Origin of the sequence: Streptomyces termitum, assembly GCF_014650175.1 — a bacterium.
Taxonomy (GTDB): domain Bacteria; phylum Actinomycetota; class Actinomycetes; order Streptomycetales; family Streptomycetaceae; genus Streptomyces; species Streptomyces termitum.
Genome location: NZ_BMUL01000014.1, coordinates 99729 through 118375, shown reverse-complemented (window position 1 = coordinate 118375; position 18647 = coordinate 99729). Strand labels below are relative to the sequence as shown.

Annotated in this window: 16 protein-coding genes and 2 pseudogenes; 14 read left to right on the top strand and 4 right to left on the bottom strand. The window is 73.7% G+C overall.

Features of this window, described 5'->3' with window-relative positions:
* Positions 1-247: 247 nt before the first annotated feature.
* From IE219_RS24260 to IE219_RS24240, 5 genes and pseudogenes are all read left to right on the top strand, one after another.
* Positions 248-607 (top strand): annotated as a pseudogene (locus tag IE219_RS24260) (YraN family protein); the annotation flags it as partial.
* Entirely contained in the window at positions 607-2220 is a 1614-nt protein-coding gene (locus IE219_RS24255; protein ID WP_189981051.1) for a YifB family Mg chelatase-like AAA ATPase, read from the top strand. The pseudogene IE219_RS24260 and the gene IE219_RS24255, both read left to right, overlap by 1 nt.
* The gene (gene dprA / locus IE219_RS24250; RefSeq protein ID WP_189981049.1) at positions 2217-3371 is read left to right on the top strand and encodes a DNA-processing protein DprA; all 1155 of its coding nucleotides are present in this window, start codon (positions 2217-2219) and stop codon (positions 3369-3371) included. Before IE219_RS24255 ends, dprA begins: the two co-directional genes overlap by 4 nt.
* 239 nt (positions 3372-3610) lie before the next feature.
* Positions 3611-4447, top strand: coding sequence for an RNA polymerase sigma factor WhiG (whiG, locus tag IE219_RS24245; protein WP_189981042.1), 837 nt, complete (start codon positions 3611-3613; stop codon positions 4445-4447).
* A 53-nt stretch (positions 4448-4500) separates the two neighbouring features.
* A complete protein-coding gene (locus IE219_RS24240) occupies positions 4501-5067 on the top strand; it encodes a TetR/AcrR family transcriptional regulator (protein WP_189981201.1) in 567 nt (188 codons plus the stop codon).
* A 79-nt stretch (positions 5068-5146) separates the two neighbouring features.
* Here the strand turns inward: IE219_RS24240 and IE219_RS24235 are convergent, their stop codons facing one another.
* A complete protein-coding gene (locus IE219_RS24235; protein ID WP_189981040.1) occupies positions 5147-5599 on the bottom strand; it encodes a M23 family metallopeptidase in 453 nt (150 codons plus the stop codon).
* Positions 5600-5855: 256 nt separating this feature from the next.
* Here IE219_RS24235 and rpsB point away from each other — a divergent pair, with 256 nt between their 5' ends.
* From rpsB to IE219_RS24190, 9 genes are all read left to right on the top strand, one after another.
* A complete protein-coding gene (gene rpsB / locus IE219_RS24230) occupies positions 5856-6758 on the top strand; it encodes a 30S ribosomal protein S2 (RefSeq protein ID WP_189981039.1) in 903 nt (300 codons plus the stop codon).
* A 115-nt stretch (positions 6759-6873) separates the two neighbouring features.
* Positions 6874-7710 (top strand): translation elongation factor Ts, encoded by an 837-nt coding sequence (gene tsf, locus IE219_RS24225; protein ID WP_189981037.1) that lies wholly within the window; start codon positions 6874-6876, stop codon positions 7708-7710.
* A gap of 164 nt (positions 7711-7874) precedes the next feature.
* The gene (gene pyrH / locus IE219_RS24220; protein ID WP_189981035.1) at positions 7875-8639 is read left to right on the top strand and encodes a UMP kinase; all 765 of its coding nucleotides are present in this window, start codon (positions 7875-7877) and stop codon (positions 8637-8639) included.
* A 94-nt stretch (positions 8640-8733) separates the two neighbouring features.
* Entirely contained in the window at positions 8734-9291 is a 558-nt protein-coding gene (frr, locus tag IE219_RS24215) for a ribosome recycling factor (protein ID WP_189981032.1), read from the top strand.
* A complete protein-coding gene (locus tag IE219_RS24210) occupies positions 9291-10400 on the top strand; it encodes a phosphatidate cytidylyltransferase (protein WP_189981030.1) in 1110 nt (369 codons plus the stop codon). The genes frr and IE219_RS24210 overlap by 1 nt, the downstream gene beginning before the upstream one ends.
* Positions 10401-10479: 79 nt before the next feature.
* The gene (gene rlmN / locus IE219_RS24205) at positions 10480-11586 is read left to right on the top strand and encodes a dual-specificity RNA methyltransferase RlmN (RefSeq protein WP_189981028.1); all 1107 of its coding nucleotides are present in this window, start codon (positions 10480-10482) and stop codon (positions 11584-11586) included.
* A gap of 212 nt (positions 11587-11798) precedes the next feature.
* Positions 11799-12893: a thiamine ABC transporter substrate-binding protein gene (locus IE219_RS24200; RefSeq protein ID WP_189981026.1), complete on the top strand. Its 1095-nt coding sequence runs from the start codon at positions 11799-11801 to the stop codon at positions 12891-12893.
* A gap of 38 nt (positions 12894-12931) precedes the next feature.
* Positions 12932-14545 (top strand): ABC transporter permease, encoded by a 1614-nt coding sequence (locus tag IE219_RS24195; RefSeq protein WP_189981200.1) that lies wholly within the window; start codon positions 12932-12934, stop codon positions 14543-14545.
* Positions 14545-15582 (top strand): ABC transporter ATP-binding protein, encoded by a 1038-nt coding sequence (locus IE219_RS24190; protein ID WP_189981024.1) that lies wholly within the window; start codon positions 14545-14547, stop codon positions 15580-15582. Before IE219_RS24195 ends, IE219_RS24190 begins: the two co-directional genes overlap by 1 nt.
* Here the strand turns inward: IE219_RS24190 and IE219_RS24185 are convergent.
* The 3 genes and pseudogenes from IE219_RS24185 to IE219_RS24175 form a co-directional block, all read right to left on the bottom strand.
* Positions 15567-16736 carry a hypothetical protein gene (locus IE219_RS24185; RefSeq protein ID WP_189981022.1) on the bottom strand — a complete coding sequence of 390 codons (1170 nt, stop codon included), beginning with the start codon at positions 16734-16736 and terminating at the stop codon, positions 15567-15569. The genes IE219_RS24190 and IE219_RS24185 overlap by 16 nt on opposite strands.
* A 114-nt stretch (positions 16737-16850) precedes the next feature.
* Positions 16851-17999 (bottom strand): hypothetical protein, encoded by a 1149-nt coding sequence (locus IE219_RS24180; protein WP_189981020.1) that lies wholly within the window; start codon positions 17997-17999, stop codon positions 16851-16853.
* Positions 17981-18628: pseudogene (locus IE219_RS24175) on the bottom strand (ABC transporter ATP-binding protein); the annotation flags it as partial. The pseudogene IE219_RS24175 and the gene IE219_RS24180, both read right to left, overlap by 19 nt.
* Positions 18629-18647: the final 19 nt, after the last annotated feature.

The window sequence follows — 18647 nt, the reverse complement described above, 5'->3', positions numbered from 1 at the left end:
CCGGCAGCTCCCCGTCCGTCACTCACCCGTGTGAGTGACGGACTTTTCATGTACGGCCCGCTTGTCCACAGCCCCGCACGCGGTCCGGATCCCTCCGTCACAGTCGGTGACGGAGGTGGTCCCGATGAACACGACCGCACGCACGACCGCACACACCCCCGCGCCCGGGTCCGTACCCGACGCCCCCGCCCTCGCCCCCACACCGGCCCCCGTACGCACCCCCGCGTCCGGACGCCACCGCAGCCGCGCCGCCCGCGCGCTCGGACGGTACGGAGAAGACCTGGCGGCCCGCCGGCTCACCGCCACCGGCCTGCGCGTCCTCGCCCGCAACTGGCGCCACGGCCGCACCGGAGAGATCGACATCGTCGCCCGCGACGGCGACACCCTCGTCATCTGCGAGGTGAAGACCCGCCGCGACGGCCGCTTCGAACACCCCATGGCCGCCGTCACCCCCGAGAAGGCCGCCCGACTCCGCCACCTCGCCGCCTGCTGGCTCGACCGCAGCGGCACCCCACCACCCCCCGGCGGCGTCCGCATCGACCTCGTCGGCATCGTCCTGCCCCGGCGCGGCGCCCCCGTCCTCACCCACGCCCGAGGGGTGGCCTGATGGGATTCGCCCGCACCTGCTCCGTCGCCCTCGTCGGCGTCGAAGGCGTCCTCGTCGAGGTCCAGGCCGACCTCGAACCCGGCGTCGCCGCCTTCACCCTCGTCGGCCTCCCCGACAAGAGCCTCAGCGAAAGCCGCGACCGCGTCCGCGCCGCCGTCGTCAACTCCGGCGCCGAATGGCCCCAGAAGAAGCTCACCGTCGGCCTCAGCCCCGCCTCCGTCCCCAAGAGCGGATCCGGCTTCGACCTCGCCGTCGCCGCGGCCGTCCTCGGCGCCGCCGAACGCATCGACCCCCGCTCCATCGCCGACCTCGTCCTCATCGGCGAACTCGGACTCGACGGCCGCGTCCGCCCCGTCCGGGGCACCCTGCCCGCCGTCCTCGCCGCCGCCGACGCCGGCTACCACCAGGTCGTCGTCCCCGAACAGACCGCAGGCGAAGCCGCCCTCGTCCCCGGCGTCTCCGTCCTCGGCGTCCGCACCCTCCGCCAACTCATCGCCATCCTCGCCGACGAACCCGTCCCCGACGAGGAACCCGTCGTCGAAGGCCGCCCCGACCCCATGCTCGCCGGACTCCTCGTCCCCGGCGCGGGCATCGGCACCGGACTCGCCCCCGACCCCGGCGAAGGCCCCGACCTCGCCGACGTCGCCGGACAGCACACCGCCCGCCGCGCCCTGGAGATCGCCGCCGCCGGCGGCCACCACCTGTTCCTCACCGGACCGCCCGGAGCAGGAAAGACCATGCTCGCCGAACGACTCCCCGGCATCCTCCCGCCCCTCACCCGCCAGGAATCCCTCGAAGTCACCGCCATCCACTCCGTCGCCGGCATCCTTCCGCCCGGCGAACCCCTCGTCCGCCGCGCCCCCTACTGCGCACCCCACCACTCCGCCACCATGCAGTCCCTCGTCGGCGGCGGAAACGGCATCCCCCGGCCCGGCGCCGTCTCCCTCTCCCACCGGGGCGTGCTGTTCCTCGACGAAGCCCCCGAGTTCTCCACCAAATCCCTCGACTCCCTGCGCCAGCCCCTCGAATCCGGACACGTCGTCATCGCCCGCACCGCCGGCGTCGTCCGCCTCCCCGCCCGCTTCCTCCTCGCCCTCGCCGCCAACCCCTGCCCCTGCGGCCGCCACACCCTCCACGGCGCCGGCTGCGAATGCCCGCCCGCCGCCGTCCGCCGCTACCAGGCCCGCCTCTCCGGCCCCCTCCTCGACCGCATCGACCTCCGGGTCGAAGCCGAACCCGTCACCCGCGCCGACCTCCTCGGCCAGGGCGGCCGGGGCGAACCCACCGGCACCGTCGCCGACCGCGTCCGCGAAGCCCGCGCCCGCACCACCGCCCGCCTCACCGGCACCCCCTGGACCCTCAACAGCGAGATCCCCGGCCACGAACTCCGCACCCGCCACCTCACCGCCCCCGGCGCCCTCGCCCACGCCGAACGCGACGTCGAACGCGGCCTGCTCACCGCCCGCGGCCTCGACCGCGTCCTCCGCGTCGCCTGGACCATCGCCGACCTCGCCGGCCACGACCGGCCCGACCGCGACGACATCGCCCTCGCGCTCGAACTCCGCACCGGCATCACCCGGGGCGTCCCCCTCACCACCGGAGAGCGCCGATGACCGCCCCCGACCACGAGCGACTCGCCCGCGCCGCCCTCACCCGCGTCCTCGAACCCGGCGACGAACAGGCCGGCCGCGCCCTGCGCGCCCACGGCGCCCCCGCCCTCCTCGACCTCCTCGGCGCCGCCACCCCGCCCCCGCTCCCCGGCGTCGGCCCCCGCCGCCTCGCCGGCTGGCACCACCGCGCCCGCACCACCACCCCCGAAGCCGACCTCGACGACATCACCCGCCTCGGCGGCCGCTTCCTCGTCCCCGGCGACCCCGAATGGCCCCGCCAGCTCGACGACCTCGGCGACGCCCGCCCCCTCGGCCTCTGGCTCCGCGGCCCCGCCTCCCTGCGCACCTGGGCCCTGCGCTCCGTCGCCCTCGTCGGCGCCCGCGCCTGCACCCCCTACGGCGCCCACCTCGCCACCGACCTCGCCGCCGGACTCAGCCGGCACGGCTGGATCGTCGTCTCCGGCGCCGCCTACGGCATCGACGGCGCCGCCCACCGGGGCGCCCTCGCCGCCGGCGGAGCCACCGCCGCCGTCCTCGCCAGCGGCGTCGACACCCCCTACCCCCGGGGCCACACCAGCCTCCTCGACCGCATCGCCCGCCAAGGACTGCTCATCGGCGAACTCCCGCCCGGCAGCCACCCCACCCCCAGCCGCTTCATCCTCCGCAACCGCGTCATCGCCGCCCTCACCCGCGGCACCGTCGTCATCGAGGCCCGGCACCGCAGCGGCTCCCTCGCCACCGCCCGCGCCGCCACCCGCCTCGGCCGCCACACGATGGCCGTCCCCGGCCCCGTCACCAGCGACCTCTCCACCGGAACCCACGCCCTCATCCGGGACGGCGCCACCCTCGTCACCGACGCCGACGAGATCATCGAACTCGTCGGCGCCATCGGCGACCTCGCCCCCGCCCGGCGCGGCCCCGTCCTCCCCCGCGACCTCCTCCACCCCGCCACCGCCCAGGTCCTCGAAGCCCTCCCCACCCGCACCCCCGCCCCCACCACCGAGATCGCCCGCTGCGCCGGAACCACCCCCGACGAGGCCCTCGCCCGGCTGTACGAACTCCACGCCCTCGGTCACGCGGAACGGGACGTCGACGGATGGAGGTTGACGAACAGGGACAAGCCGGGGTCGAACGTGCGGCGAGGCGGTACTTGACCCGGAGCATTCGGGTGAAAAGGTGAAGGCGATGAGCAATCGAGTTCTCTCGGCCGTACCCGAGGGGCCGACGCGCGCCACGGCCCCGGTTCGAAGATGTGGCCGACCACGCCCACCCCGCCCGGCGCCGTCCACCCCCGTTCGCTCACCGCGACAGCGCACTCACGCTACGCTCACCCCCAATCCCCGCAGGACACCCCGACCGACACACCCGACAGCAGAACGGCTCAAGGCGACGCATGCCCCAGCACACCTCCGGGTCTGACCGCGCCGCGGTGCCCCCCGCAGCCCGGGGCACCGCGAGGCCGCCCGCGCCGACCTCGCTCGACGAGCTGTGGCGCTCCTACAAGGCCACCGGCGACGAGCGGCTGCGGGAGCAGCTGATCCTGCACTACTCGCCCCTCGTCAAATACGTCGCCGGACGCGTCAGCGTCGGCCTGCCCTCCAACGTCGAACAGGCCGACTTCGTCTCCTCCGGGGTCTTCGGGCTCATCGACGCCATCGAGAAGTTCGACGTCGAGCGCGCCATCAAGTTCGAGACCTACGCCATCACCCGCATCCGCGGCGCGATGATCGACGAACTGCGCGCCCTCGACTGGATCCCCCGCTCCGTCCGCCAGAAGGCCCGCAACGTCGAGCGCGCCTACGCCACCCTCGAAGCCCAGCTCCGCCGCACCCCCAGCGAGAGCGAGGTCGCCGCCGAACTCGGCATCCAGCTCGAAGAACTCCACGCCGTCTTCAGCCAGTTGTCCCTCGCCAACGTCGTCGCCCTCGAAGAGCTCCTGCACGTCGGCGGCGAGGGCGGCGACCGCCTCTCCCTCATGGACACCCTGGAGGACACGGCCGCCGACAACCCCGTCGAGGTCGCCGAGGACCGCGAACTGCGCCGACTGCTGGCCCGCGCCATCAACACCCTCCCCGAACGGGAGAAGACCGTCGTCACCCTCTACTACTACGAGGGCCTCACCCTGGCCGAGATCGGCCACGTCCTCGGCGTCACCGAGAGCCGCGTCAGCCAGATCCACACCAAATCCGTCCTCCAGCTCCGCGCCAAACTGGCCGACGTCGGACGCTGAGCCCGCCCCACCGGTCGTACAGTGGAGCCGTGCCCAGGATTCGAGCGGCCTCGGTGGCCGAGCACCGGACCATGCAGCGCGGCGCCCTCCTGGACGCCGCGCGTTCCCTGTTGTCCGAGGGCGGGACGGAGGCGCTGACCTTCCCCGCACTCGCCGAGCGCACCGGACTCGCCCGCTCGTCGGTCTACGAGTACTTCCGCTCCCGCGCCGCCGTCGTCGAAGAGCTCTGCGCCGTCGACTTCCCCGTCTGGGCCGCCGAGGTCGAGGCCGCCATGGCCGCCGCCGACACCCCCGAGGCCAAGGTCGAGGCGTACGTCCGCACCCAGCTCGACCTGGTCGGCGACCGCCGCCACCGGGCCGTCGTCGCCATCTCCGCCGGCGAGCTCGACGACGGCGCCCGCGAGAAGATCCGCGCCGCCCACGGCGGCCTCGTCACCCTCGTCGTCGAGGCCCTCGCCGCCCTCGGCATGCCGGAACCCCGCCTCGGCGCCATGCTCCTCCAGGGCGTCGTCGACGCGGCCGTCCGCCGCCTCGAACTCGGCGCCGCCGAGGACCCCGCCCGCATCGCCGAAGCCGCCGTCTCCATGGCCCTCCACGGCGCCACCGGCCCCTCCGCCTGACCTTCCCTCCCTTTCCGTTTCCCCCTCCCCCCTCCCCCTCCCTCCCCCCCCGCCCACCCCACCCCTCCCTCCCCGCGCCTCACCGCCTGAGGGGGAGGAGGCGGGACGGGCTCCGGTGGAGGAGGCGGAGGGGGTCGAGGTAGGTGCGGTCGCGCAGGAGGCCCCAGTGGAGGCAGGTGCGGGGGCAGTGGGTGCCGGGGGAGACGCGGGCCAGGGGGGTGCCGGCGGGGACGCGGTCGCCGGGTTTCACGAGGGGGGTGACCGGGGTGAAGGTGGTGCGGAGCGGGGGCGTACCGGTGCCGGAGAGGGTGAGGGTGACGGCGCCGCGGCCGCCGACGGGGCCGGCGAAGGTGACGGTGCCCGCGGCGGGGGCGAGGACGGTGGTGCCCTCGGGGGCGGCGAGGTCGACGCCGCGGTGGCCGGGGGCGTAGGGGCCGGCGGGCGGGTGCCAGCCGCGCACCACGTCGGGGGGTGGCGGGCCGACGGGCCAGAGGGTCAGCAGGGCGAGCAGGAACGTGGTCGTGGTGTGCATGGGACGAGCCTGCCCGGGGTGGGCGGGGTGTGCCGGGGGCGGCCGTTTTCTGTGGACGACCGGGTGGCTGTGGACAACGCCGTCACCCGGGGCTCCCGGGGTCCCGTACACTTTCTACGGCGACCCGGGTCACCGGGTCGACTTCGCACGCCCCGCCATCGGTCGCTCGCGGCGGGTGGCAGCGCCTTTCGGTCCTTCGTGGCACGGCGCGCCGGGGCGTCAGGAACACAACCGAGAAACCCAAGGAGATACGGCCATGGCCGTCGTCACGATGCGGGAGCTGCTGGAGAGCGGCGTCCACTTCGGTCACCAGACCCGTCGCTGGAACCCGAAGATGAAGCGCTTCATCTTCACCGAGCGCAACGGCATCTACATCATCGACCTGCTCCAGTCGCTGTCGTACATCGACCGCGCCTTCGAGTTCGTCAAGGAGACCGTCGCCCACGGCGGCTCCGTCATGTTCGTCGGTACGAAGAAGCAGGCCCAGGAGGCCATCGCCGAGCAGGCGACGCGTGTCGGCATGCCGTACGTCAACCAGCGTTGGCTCGGTGGCATGCTCACCAACTTCTCCACCGTCTACAAGCGTCTGCAGCGCCTCAAGGAGCTTGAGCAGATCGACTTCGAGGACGTCGCCGCCTCGGGTCTCACCAAGAAGGAGCTCCTGGTCCTCTCCCGCGAGAAGGCCAAGCTGGAGAAGACCCTCGGTGGTATCCGCGAGATGCAGAAGGTGCCCAGCGCCGTCTGGATCGTCGACACCAAGAAGGAGCACATCGCCGTCGGCGAGGCTCGCAAGCTCAACATCCCGGTCGTCGCGATCCTCGACACCAACTGCGACCCCGACGAGGTCGACTACAAGATCCCGGGCAACGACGACGCGATCCGCTCCGTCACCCTGCTCACCCGCGTGATCGCCGACGCCGTCGCCGAGGGCCTCATCGCCCGTTCCGGTGCCGCGACCGGTGACTCGAAGCCGGGCGAGAAGGCCGCCGGCGAGCCCCTCGCCGAGTGGGAGCGCGACCTGCTCGAGGGCGAGAAGAAGGCCGACGAGCCCGCCGCCGAGGTCCAGGCCTCCGCCGAGACCGAGAAGGCCGTCGAGGCCGAGGCCGAGGTCGAGACCCCGGCCGCCGAGGCTCCGGCCGCCGAGGCCGAGCAGGCCTGACCCTTCCGCACTCCGGAAGAAAACCACGGCAGGTGACGGCGGGGGCCCATGAAGCCCCCGCCGTCCCGCCGAAGGTCTTCGCAGATCGTTCAGACTTCGAGAGAGAAACAGACTCATGGCGAACTACACCGCCGCTGACGTCAAGAAGCTCCGCGAGCTCACCGGCGCCGGCATGATGGACTGCAAGAAGGCCCTCGAAGAGGCCGACGGCGATGTCGACAAGGCCGTCGAGGCCCTGCGCATCAAGGGCCAGAAGGGCGTCGCCAAGCGCGAGGGCCGCTCCGCCGAGAACGGCGCCGTGGTCTCCCTCATCGCCGACGACAACACCTCCGGCGTCATCGTCGAGCTGAAGTGCGAGACGGACTTCGTCGCCAAGGGTGACAAGTTCCTCGCCGTCGCCAACGCCCTCGCCGCCCACGTCGCCGCCACCAAGCCGGCCGACATCGAGGCCCTGCTCGCCTCCGAGATCGAGGCCGGCAAGACCGTCCAGGCCTTCGTGGACGAGGCCAACGCCAACCTCGGCGAGAAGATCGTCCTGGACCGCTTCGCGGCCTACGCGGACGGCTACGTCTCCGCGTACATGCACCGCACCATGCCGGACCTCCCGCCGCAGATCGGTGTCCTCGTCGAGTTCGACAAGGAGAACGCCGAGGTCGCCAAGGGTGTCGCCCAGCACATCGCCGCCTTCGCGCCGAAGTACCTCACCCGTGAGGACGTCCCGGCCGAGGTCGTCGAGTCCGAGCGCCGCATCGCCGAGGAGACCACCCGCGCCGAGGGCAAGCCCGAGGCCGCGATCGCCAAGATCGTCGAGGGTCGCGTGAACGGCTTCTTCAAGGACGCCACGCTGCTCGGCCAGCCGTACGCGCTGGACAACAAGAAGTCCGTCCAGCAGATCCTGGACGAGGCCGGTGTCACCCTGAAGCGCTTCAGCCGCATCAAGGTCGGCATCTGAGTCCTTCGCCCACGCGACGGACACCGGACCCGGGTAGGGTCTGAGACAGTCGTCCCGCCCCGCGCGGGACGACCGCGGATGTGACGAGGAGGCCATTGCCGTACGGGAAACCCACGAGGGACCCAGGGCAATGGCCTTCTTCGTATGTGCACGAGGAGATCTCCATGAATCAGGGCGCCGTACAGGGCGACGACAACAGCGACAAGAAGCTCGGCCGCTACATGCTGAAGCTGTCCGGGGAAGCCTTCTCCGGCGGCACCGGTCTCGGCGTCGACCCCGACGTCGTGCACGCCATCGCGCGCGAGATCGCGGCCGTCGTCCGGGACGGCGCCGAGATCGCGATCGTGATCGGCGGAGGAAACTTCTTCCGCGGTGCCGAGCTCCAGCAGCGCGGCATGGACCGGGCCCGGTCCGACTACATGGGCATGCTCGGCACCGTGATGAACTGCCTCGCCCTCCAGGACTTCCTGGAGAAGGAGGGCATCGACTCCCGCGTCCAGACCGCCATCACCATGGGCCAGGTCGCCGAGCCGTACATCCCGCTGCGCGCCGTGCGCCACCTGGAGAAGGGCCGCGTGGTCATCTTCGGCGCTGGCATGGGCATGCCCTACTTCTCCACCGACACCACCGCCGCCCAGCGCGCCCTGGAGATCGACGCCGAGGCCCTCCTCATGGGCAAGAACGGCGTGGACGGCGTCTACGACTCCGACCCCCGGGCCAACCCCGCGGCGGTCAAGTTCGACGCGCTGGAGTACGGCGAGGTCATCACCCGGGACCTCAAGGTCGCCGACGCCACCGCCATCACCCTGTGCCGTGACAACAAGCTCCCGATCCTCGTCTTCGAACTGCTCACCGAGGGCAATATCGCCCGGGCCGTGACGGGTGAGAAGATCGGCACGCTCGTGAGCGACCAGGGCACGCGGGACTGACCCGATTCGGGAACCGCCCCGCACGGGGCTGGACGACAGCCCTGCCGGTCGTACACCGTGCAGGACACAACGCGACGAGACGCAGGAGCAAGTGGTGATCGAAGAGACCCTCCTCGAGGCCGAGGAGAAGATGGAGAAGGCCGTCGTGGTCGCCAAGGAGGACTTCGCCGCGATCCGCACCGGCCGTGCGCACCCGGCGATGTTCAACAAGATCGTGGCGGACTACTACGGTGCCATCACGCCCATCAACCAGCTGGCCTCGTTCTCGGTGCCGGAGCCGCGCATGGCCGTGGTGACCCCGTTCGACAAGAGCGCGCTGCGCAACATCGAGCAGGCGATCCGCGACTCGGACCTCGGCGTCAACCCGAGCAACGACGGCAACATCATCCGTGTGGTCTTCCCGGAGCTGACCGAGGAGCGCCGCCGCGACTACATCAAGGTCGCCAAGACCAAGGCCGAGGACTCCAAGATCTCGATCCGCTCCGTCCGCCGCAAGGCCAAGGAGACCATCGACAAGCTGGTCAAGGACGGCGAGGTCGGCGAGGACGAGGGCCGCCGCGCGGAGAAGGAGCTCGACGACACCACCGCGAAGTACGTCGCGCAGGTGGACGAGCTCCTGAAGCACAAGGAAGCCGAACTCCTCGAGGTCTGATGAACGACTCATCCTGGGGGACGCCGGCCGGTCCGGGCCGGGGCGGACCCGACCAGGGGCACGCCGTCCCGGCGGGTCCCGCCCTTGATCGGCACGCGGCGGCGCAGACTCGCCCCATGCCCATCGTGCCCGACGTACCCGCCGGCGGATTCCAGGACGGACACGGACGGGGGGCCGCCCAGCCGGGCGGTCCCCTGTTCCGTGACGAGACCCCGCACGAGCACCCGCAGGAGCCCATGCCCAGCCCCGTCCCGCCTCCTCCGCCGTCCCCGGCCCCCGCGCCGCGGCAGAAGAAGAGCGCGGGCCGGGACCTGGGCGCGGCGATAGGGGTCGGCGTCGGGCTCGGCGCGGTGATCGTCGCGTCCCTGTTCATCTGGAAGCCCGCCTTCGTCGGCGTGATCGCGGTCGCCGTGGTCGTCGGGCTGTGGGAGCTCACCTCCCGGCTCCAGGAGCGCAAGGCGATCAAGGCGCCGCTCGTGCCGCTCGCGGTCGGCGGCGCGGCGATGGTCGTCGCCGGATACGTGCGGGGCCCCGAGGGCGCCTGGGTCGCGATGGCCCTGACGGCGCTCGCGGTGCTCGTGTGGCGGATGACGGAGCCCCCCGAGGGCTACCTGAAGGACGTCACGGCGGGCGTCTTCGCCGCCTTCTACGTGCCCTTCCTGGCGACCTTCGTGGCGCTGCTGCTGACCGCCGACGACGGTCCGCAGCGGGTGCTGACCTTCCTGCTGCTCACGGTGGTCAGCGACACCGGGGCGTACGCGGTCGGCTGGCGCTTCGGCAAGCACAAGCTGGCGCCGCGGATCAGCCCCGGGAAGACCCGCGAGGGACTCTTCGGCGCGGTGGCCTTCGCGATGGCGGCAGGCGCGCTGTGCATGGAGTTCATGATCGACGACGGCGCCTGGTGGCAGGGCCTGCTGCTGGGCCTCGCGGTGGCGGCGAGCGCGACGCTCGGCGACCTCGGCGAGTCGATGATCAAGCGGGACCTCGGCATCAAGGACATGGGGACGCTGCTCCCCGGCCACGGCGGGATCATGGACCGCCTGGACTCCCTCCTGCCGACGGCCCCCGTGGTGTGGCTGCTCCTGGCGCTCTTCGTGGGCACCGGCTGACCTGCGGTTTCCTCGCACGAGGGCCCGCCACTTCCGAGTGGCGGGCCCTTCGTCGTATCTCTGCGACACTGGTAGAACCATGCCCAAGCCCGGAGAACTCACTTTCGTCGCCCCGCGCGGAGCCAAGAAGCCGCCGCGGCACCTTGCCGACCTCACGCCCGCCGAGCGGAAGGAGGCCGTCGCCGCGATCGGCGAGAAGCCCTTCCGCGCCAAGCAGCTGTCGACGCACTACTTCGCGCGGTACGCGCACGACCCCGCCGAGTGGACCGACATCCCGGCCGCCTCGCGGGAGAAGCTGGCCGGGGAGCTGCTGCCCGACCTGATGTCGGTGGTGCGGCACATCTCCTGCGACGACGACACCACCCGCAAGACCCTGTGGCGGCTGCACGACGGCACCCTCGTGGAGTCGGTGCTCATGCGCTACCCGGACCGGGTGACCATGTGCATCTCCTCGCAGGCCGGCTGCGGCATGAACTGCCCGTTCTGCGCGACCGGGCAGGCCGGGCTCGACCGGAACCTGTCCACCGCCGAGATCGTGCACCAGATCGTGGACGGCATGCGGGCCCTGCGGGACGGCGAGGTCCCCGGCGGTCCGGCGCGGCTGTCGAACATCGTCTTCATGGGCATGGGCGAGCCGCTCGCCAACTACAAGCGGGTCGTCGGCGCCATCCGCCGGCTGACCGACCCCGAGCCGGACGGCCTCGGCCTGTCGCAGCGCGGCATCACCGTCTCGACGGTCGGCCTGGTCCCGGCGATGCTGCGCTTCGCCGACGAGGGCTTCAAGTGCCGGCTCGCGGTCTCGCTGCACGCCCCGGACGACGAGCTGCGGGACACCCTGGTGCCGGTGAACACGCGCTGGAAGGTGCGGGAAGTGCTGGACGCGGCCTGGGAGTACGCCGAGAAGTCCGGGCGCCGGGTGTCCATCGAGTACGCCCTCATCCGCGACATCAACGACCAGGCGTGGCGCGGCGACCTGCTGGGCCGGCTCCTCAAGGGCAAGCGGGTGCACGTCAACCTGATCCCGCTGAACCCGACGCCCGGCTCGAAGTGGACCGCGTCCCGGCCCGAGGACGAGAAGGCGTTCGTCGAGGCGATCGCCGCCCACGGCGTGCCGGTGACCGTCCGGGACACCCGCGGCCAGGAGATCGACGGTGCCTGTGGACAGCTCGCCGCGGCCGAACGGTAGTCTGGGACTCGTACATCTGCATATTCCGACAGGGGAGCGCCACAGCGCTGAGAGTGCGGGGACCGTAGACCGCAGACCCTCTGAACCTCGCCCGGGTCATTCCGGGTAGGAAGTTCGGTAGTGACTCGAGCTGTTGCGCCCCGCCGCGCCCGGATTCCCGGACGCGGCGGGGCCGCGTCTCTTCCTGGACCCACCCAGGAGGACCACACCGCATGAACGTCAGGAAGGCCGCCGCCGCCGCGGTCGCCGCCGCGCTGGGCGTCACCGCCCTCGCCGGCTGCGGCTTCACCGAGGAGGCCCGCGAGGCCACCGGCAAGACCGACGGGCCCGCCCCGAAGACCGTGACGCTCGTCAGCCACGACTCCTTCAACGCCTCCAAGGAGGTGCTGGCGGAGTTCACGAAGCGGACCGGCTTCACCGTCAAGGTGCTCAAGTCCGGGGACGCCGGCGAGGCCGTCAACAAGGAGATCCTCACCAAGGGCTCTCCGCAGGGCGACGTCTTCTTCGGCGTCGACAACACCCTGCTCTCCCGCGCCCTCGACAACGGCATCTTCGTGCCGTACGAGGCGAAGGGCGTGGACCGGGTGCCCGACACCTTCCGCCTCGACAAGGAGAACCGGGTCACCCCGGTCGACACCGGCGACATCTGCGTCAACTACGACAAGAAGTACTTCGCGGACAAGAAGCTCGCGCCGCCGCAGACCTTCGACGACCTGGCGAAGCCCGCCTACAAGGACCTCCTCGTGGTGGAGAACCCCGAGCGGTCCTCCCCGGGCCTCGGCTTCCTCCTCGGCACCGTCGCGAAGTACGGCGACGACGGCTGGCCGGACTACTGGAAGAAGCTCAAGGCCAACGGCGTGAAGACCGTCGACAGCTGGGAGCTCGCCTACAACGAGGAGTTCTCCGGCTCGGCCGGCGGCAGGACGGCCAAGGGCGACCGGCCGCTGGTCGTCTCCTACGCCTCCAGCCCGCCGGTGGAGGTGCTGTACGCCGAGCCGCAGCCGAAGGAGGCCCCCACCGGGGTGTCCGCCGGCACCTGCTTCCGGCAGATCGAGTTCGCGGGCCTGCTGAAGGGGGCGAAGAACCCCGAGGGCGGCAAGGCGCTGATCGACTTCCTGATCTCGAAGAAGTTCCAGGACGACATGCCGCTCCAGATGTTCGTCAACCCGGTCGCCAAGGACGCGGCGCTGCCCGAGCTGTTCACGAAGCACGGCGTGGTCGTGGAGAAGCCGGAGACCGTGGAGCCCGCGAAGATCGCCGAGAAGCGCGAGGCGTGGATCCAGCAGTGGTCGTCGCTCCTCAAGTGAGCCGCGACGTGAGGGGGAGCGCGGCGCGGCTGGGCCTGATGGTCCTGCCCGTCGCGTTCTTCGGCCTCTTCTTCGCCTGGCCCGTGGCGTCGATCGTGGAGCGGGGCCTGCGGCCGGACGGCGCGTGGGACCTCGGGGCGATCGGCGCCACCCTGGGCCGGCCGGAGATCCTGGACGTGCTGGGCTTCACCGTCTGGCAGGCGGCGGCCTCCACCGGGCTGACGCTGCTGGTCGCGCTGCCGGGGGCGTACGTCTTCGCCCGCTTCGACTTCCCCGGCAAGAACGTGCTGCGGGCCGTCGTCACCGTGCCCTTCGTGCTGCCGACGGTGCTGGTCGGCACCGCGTTCCTGGCGCTGCTGGGCCGCGGCGGGTTCACCGACCAGCTGTGGGGGCTGCGGCTCGACAGCACCGTGTGGGCGATCCTCCTCGCGCACGTCTTCTTCAACTACGCGGTCGTCGTCCGGACCGTCGGCGGACTGTGGGCGCAGCTCGACCCGCGCCAGGAGGAGGCGGCCCGGGTGCTGGGCGCCTCCCGGTGGACGGCGTGGCGGACGGTGACGCTGCCCGCGCTGGTGCCGGCGGTGTCGGCCGCCGCGCTGATGGTCTTCCTCTTCACCTTCACGTCGTTCGGCGTCGTGCAGATCCTCGGCGGGGACGCGTACACGACGCTGGAGGCGGAGATCTACCGGCAGACGGCCCGGCTGCTCGACCTGCGGACGGCGGCCGTGCTGACCCTGACGCAGTTCGCGGCGGTCGGCGCGATCCTCGCCGTGCACGCCCGGACGGCGCGGCGGCGGGAGACCGCGCTGCGGCTGGTGCCGCCGGAGCTGACCGCGCGCCGGCCGCGCGGCGCCGGGCAGTGGGCGCTGCTCGGCGGGGTGCTGGCCTCGGCGGCGGTGCTGATCCTGCTGCCGCTCGGCGTCCTGGTGGAGCGCTCCTTCGCCACCCCGGAGGGGTACGGGCTGCGCTACTACCGGGCGCTGGGCTCCCTCGACGAGGCCGGGACCTTCCTGGTGCCGCCGCTGGAGGCGATCGGGAACTCGCTGCGGTACGCGGTCGCCGCGACGGCCGTCGCGGTGGTGGTCGGCGGGCTCGCGGCGGCGGCCCTGACCCGGCGGGCCGGGCGGCTGACGCGGGGCTTCGACGCGCTGCTGATGCTGCCGCTCGGGGTGTCGGCGGTGACCGTCGGCTTCGGCTTCCTGATCACGCTGGACGAGCCGCCGCTCGACCTGCGGGCCTCCTGGATCCTGGTGCCGCTCGCGCAGGCGCTGGTCGGCGTGCCCTTCGTCGTACGGACCATGCTGCCGGTGCTGCGGGCGGTGGACGAGCGGCTGCGGGAGGCGGCGGCGGTGCTCGGGGCGTCGCCGTGGCGGGCCTGGCGGGAGGTGGACCTGCCGCTGGTGCGGCGGGCGCTGCTGATCGCGGCCGGGTTCGCCTTCGCGGTCTCGCTCGGCGAGTTCGGCGCGACCGTCTTCATCGCCCGGCCCGACAGCCCGACCCTGCCGGTGGCGGTGGCCCGGCTGCTCGGCCGGCCGGGCGAACTCAACCACGGGCAGGCGATGGCCCTGTCGACGATTCTGATGGTGGTGTGCGCGGTCTGCCTGCTGCTGCTCGAACGGCTGCGCAGCGACCGGACCACCGGGGAGTTCTGATGCTGACTCTGGAGGGCGCGACCGTGCGGTTCGGGGACCGGACGGTCCTCGAAGCGGTGGACCTGGCGGTCGCCGACCACGAGATCGTGTGCCTGCTCGGGCCGAGCGGCTCGGGCAAGTCGACGCTGCTGCGGGCCGTCGCCGGGCTGCGGGAGCTGGACGCCGGGCGGGTGCTGCTGGACGGCGCCGACCAGGCGGGGGTGCCGACGCACCGGCGCGGGGTGGGCCTGATGTTCCAGGACCACCAGCTGTTCCCGCAGAAGGACGTCGCCGGGAACGTGGCCTTCGGGCCGCGGATGCACGGCGTGCCGAAGGCGGAGCGGGCCGCGCGGGTCGAGGAGCTGCTCGGCCTGGTGGGCCTGCCGGGCGCCGGGGGCCGCTCGGTCGCCGCGCTCTCCGGCGGCGAGCAGCAGCGGGTGGCGCTGGCCCGGGCGCTGGCGCCCCGGCCCCGGCTGCTGATGCTGGACGAGCCGCTGGGCCAGCTCGACCGGGGGCTGCGGGAGCGGCTGGTGGTGGAGCTGCGGGAGCTGTTCGGGCGGCTGGGCACCACGGTCCTGGCGGTCACCCACGACCAGGGCGAGGCGTTCGCGCTGGCGGACCGGGTGGTGGTGCTGCGGGACGGGCGGATCGCCCAGTCCGGCACGCCGGTGGAGGTGTGGCGGCGGCCCGCGTCGGAGTTCGTGGCCCGCTTCCTCGGCTTCGAGAACGTCGTCCCGGCGGAGGTGTCCGGCACCGGGGCGGCGACCGCGTGGGGCCGGGTGCCGGTCCCGGAGGGCTCCCCGCAGGGGAAGCGCACGCTCCTGGTCCGGCCGGCCGGCGTCCGGGTCGTCCCGGCGGGCGGGGGTCTGGCCTGCCGGGTGGTGTCCCGCACCTTCCGGGGCCATCACGTGTCGGTGCTGCTCCGGCCGGCCGACGGTCCGCCGCTGGAGGCGGAGTTCCCGCTCGGGGAGGTGCCCGGGGAGGGCGCGGAGGTGGCGGTGGCCTTCCGCGCCGAGGACGTGGTGGTGCTCGGCGCGGAGCCTCAGAGCCGGTCGTAGAGGGCGCGCAGCCAGGGCTCGCGGACCTCGGGCAGCCGGGCCAGCACGTGCCGGAGCGTGCCGCGGTCGGGGTGGAAGCGCTGGAGGGGCCGGTCGGGCAGCGGGTAGTCGTCGCGCAGCACCCCGGCCGGCGGGCGGCCGGAGACCGGCATCGGCGAGGTCTCGGGCGGCAGGGCTAGGGCGTTTCTTTCGGATCGGGCCAGATCAGGGAGCGGGGTCTGGTGCGTGCGCTCGCAAGGCGGAGGAGGGAGGCATGGCGGAGCCATGTCGACCGACGACAACGCGGCGAGTGTGCGTGCCAGGGCCCGCGAGCCTGGCCTGATCCGAAAGAAACGCCCTAGGTGTGCCCAGACGTCGGCGGGCAGCCCGACCGGGACGGCGCCGCCGGGCGGTGACCAGGGCCGTCCGGTGCGCGGATGGAGCGGTACGAGGACGAGGTCGGCGTCCCCGGCGGGCAGGCCCGGTCCGGCGAGGGCGACCCGCAGGGCGGGCGGGCCGGGCGGGAGGAGCCGGGCGAGGTCGCGGCCGAGGAACGCGGTGAGGGGGCCCTCGGGGAGGTCGGGGGCGGTGCCGCCGGAGGCGGCGAGGAGATGGGCGAGGGCGGTCCCGGCCGCCGCCTGCCAGCGGACGTTCCAGCCGCCGTCGGGGTCGAGGGGCGGGGTGGGCCGGACCGGCTCCGGCGGTGGCGCGGGGCGGCCGAGGGGGTGCCGGACGACGGCGTGGGGCTCGTACCGGACGGTGTTCCACACCCCGCAGTCGTCCTCGCGGGAGCCGACACCGAGGCCGCAGGCGGCGCACACCAGGTTGGGCGCGTCGCCGCCGACCACGCCCAGGCAGGAGTCGCCGGACCGTTCGGGCAGCAGCCGGGTGCCCCGGGTGTCGCCGGGGGAGAGGACGATCCGGTTCCGGGCGCCGAGGGAGAGCGTCCACACGGGGGCGTGCACCCCCGCGGCGGCGGCCCCGGCCTCCCCGGCGTCCTCCCAGCTCCGCCACGGGAGGCCGGAGGGTTCGGGGTCGACGGCGTAGGTGCCCGGGGCCATGAGCGGCGGCATCCAGTGGTGCCCGCCGCGGTAGCGGATCTCGACGGGGAGGGCGACCCGCTCGACCGGGCAGGTCAGGCGGGCTCCGCAGCCCGCGCAGATGAAGACGTCCACCGGCCGGATTCTGCCCCCGGCGCGGCCGGTCGCGCACGGCCTTTTCCCGGGCGCGGGGCGCGTGCGAAGGCCCCGGCGGAGGGGTCCGCCGGGGCCTTCGGGGGGAGTGCCGGGTCAGGAGGTCAGGGGGAGCGCGGCCAGTTCGCCGACCAGCCAGGTCAGGGGCAGGAAGACGGCGAGGAGCGCGGCCGTGCGGACCAGGGCGGTGGTGCGCAGCACGGTCGGCGGGGCGCCGAGCCGGGCCAGCGCCTCGACGGTGTGGGCCCGGCACTGCCGGGACTCCAGGGCGGCGGTCAGCAGGGTCGCCAGGGTGCAGGCCAGGACGACGCCGGCGCCGAGCCCGGTGAGCGGTCCGAAGGCGGCGGCGCCGTCCCCGGAGGCGTACAGCCGGGTGGCGGCGAGGCTGCCGGAGAGGACCGCGCAGACCACGCCGAGGGGGCGGCCGATCCGGGTGGCCTCGTCGGTCAGGACCCGGCCGGCGAGCAGCCGTACGGCGCCGGGCCGGAAGGATTGCAGGGCCCGTCCGCACAGGTGGGTGAGGCCGGGGCCGGCGAGGGCGAGGCCGATCGCGGTGAGGACCCAGCCGGCCAGTACGCCGGCGGGGGAGCCGTCGAGGCGGCCGGGCAGGGTGACGCCGTCGCCGCCGCCCCGGGCCGCGTACGTCTCCACGGCGAGTCCGGCGGCGACCAGGGCGACGCCCCAGGGCAGTCCGGCGGGGACCGGCCGGGCCGCGCCCTCGGGCGCCGGGGTGCCGGGCCGGGGCCGCAGGGCGAGTCCGGCGGCGACGGCGGCGGTCACCGGCACGATCGCGAGGAGGGTGAGGGCGGCGGCCAGCGGGAGCGGCCGGTCGGCGGCGAGCAGGCCGCCGGCCGCGCCGTCGAGGGGGAGGCCGGTGACGTCGCCGCGCAGGTGCAGGTAGAGGAGGAGGGCGAGGGCCGAGCCGAGGAGGCAGGCGGCGGCGGTGGAGGCGGCGGCGAGGGCGGTGCGCCGGGCCGGTCCGAGGCCGACCGAGGAGAGGCCGGTCGGGGGCCGGGCGGCCGGGTCGGTACGGGCGGTGGCGACGGCGAACTGGACGGTGGCGGCGATCGGCAGCACGCACCACAGCAGCCGCAGCGTGGAGGCGGCGGCGTCCTCGGGGTGGCCCGCGGCGTGGCCGAGGGTGCACAGGAGGAGGAAGCCCGCGGCGGCGGAGGCGGCGGCGACGGCGAGCCGCCGCAGCTGCACGAGCGGGTGGGAGCCGCGGACTAGACGGAGAGCGAGCACGCGGCGACGCCCTCCGCCCCCGAGGCGGGCGGCACGCTGCCGGCCCGGTGTCCGTCGAGCAGGGTGACCGTGCGGTCGGCGAGCGCCGCGACCTCGTCGTCGTGGGTGGCGAGGAGCACGGTGATGCCGTGCGAGCGGGCGGCGGCGGTGAGGGTGCGGAGCACCTGCGCGCCGTCGGCCCGGTGCAGGGCGGCGGTGGGCTCGTCGGCGAAGAGGACGGTGGGGGCGGCGACGAGCGCGCGGGCGACGGCGACCCGCTGGCGCTGGGCGTGGGTGAGGCCGTGCGGGCGGGTGCGGGCGGCGGCGCCGATGTCGAGGCGGTCCAGCCACTCGGCGGCGGCGGCCCGGGCGGCGCGGCCGGGGACCTTGCGCAGCAGCAGGGGGAGGGCGGCGTTCTCCCAGGCGGTGAGCTCGGGGACGAGGCAGGGCTCGGGGCCGATCCAGCCGAAGCGTTCGCGGCGGAGGCGTTCGCGGGCGGCGGGGGCGAGGGTGTGGACGGGGGCGCTGTTGAACCAGACCTCGCCCTGGCGGACGGGCAGTTCGCCGGAGAGGCAGCGCAGGAGGGTGGTCTTGCCGCTGCCCCGGGGGCCGGTCACGGCGAGGATCTCGCCCTCGCGGACGCCGAGGGAGACGCCGCTGAGGGCCTCC

Coding starts and splice junctions, on each gene's coding strand:
- IE219_RS24255 (WP_189981051.1), top strand. CDS start 607: ATGGGATTCGCCCGCACCTGCTCCGTCGCCCTCGTCGGCGTCGAAGGC.
- dprA (WP_189981049.1), top strand. CDS start 2,217: ATGACCGCCCCCGACCACGAGCGACTCGCCCGCGCCGCCCTCACCCGC.
- whiG (WP_189981042.1), top strand. CDS start 3,611: ATGCCCCAGCACACCTCCGGGTCTGACCGCGCCGCGGTGCCCCCCGCA.
- IE219_RS24235 (WP_189981040.1), bottom strand. CDS start 5,599: ATGCACACCACGACCACGTTCCTGCTCGCCCTGCTGACCCTCTGGCCC.
- rpsB (WP_189981039.1), top strand. CDS start 5,856: ATGGCCGTCGTCACGATGCGGGAGCTGCTGGAGAGCGGCGTCCACTTC.
- tsf (WP_189981037.1), top strand. CDS start 6,874: ATGGCGAACTACACCGCCGCTGACGTCAAGAAGCTCCGCGAGCTCACC.
- pyrH (WP_189981035.1), top strand. CDS start 7,875: ATGAATCAGGGCGCCGTACAGGGCGACGACAACAGCGACAAGAAGCTC.
- IE219_RS24210 (WP_189981030.1), top strand. CDS start 9,291: ATGAACGACTCATCCTGGGGGACGCCGGCCGGTCCGGGCCGGGGCGGA.
- rlmN (WP_189981028.1), top strand. CDS start 10,480: ATGCCCAAGCCCGGAGAACTCACTTTCGTCGCCCCGCGCGGAGCCAAG.
- IE219_RS24200 (WP_189981026.1), top strand. CDS start 11,799: ATGAACGTCAGGAAGGCCGCCGCCGCCGCGGTCGCCGCCGCGCTGGGC.
- IE219_RS24195 (WP_189981200.1), top strand. CDS start 12,932: ATGGTCCTGCCCGTCGCGTTCTTCGGCCTCTTCTTCGCCTGGCCCGTG.
- IE219_RS24190 (WP_189981024.1), top strand. CDS start 14,545: ATGCTGACTCTGGAGGGCGCGACCGTGCGGTTCGGGGACCGGACGGTC.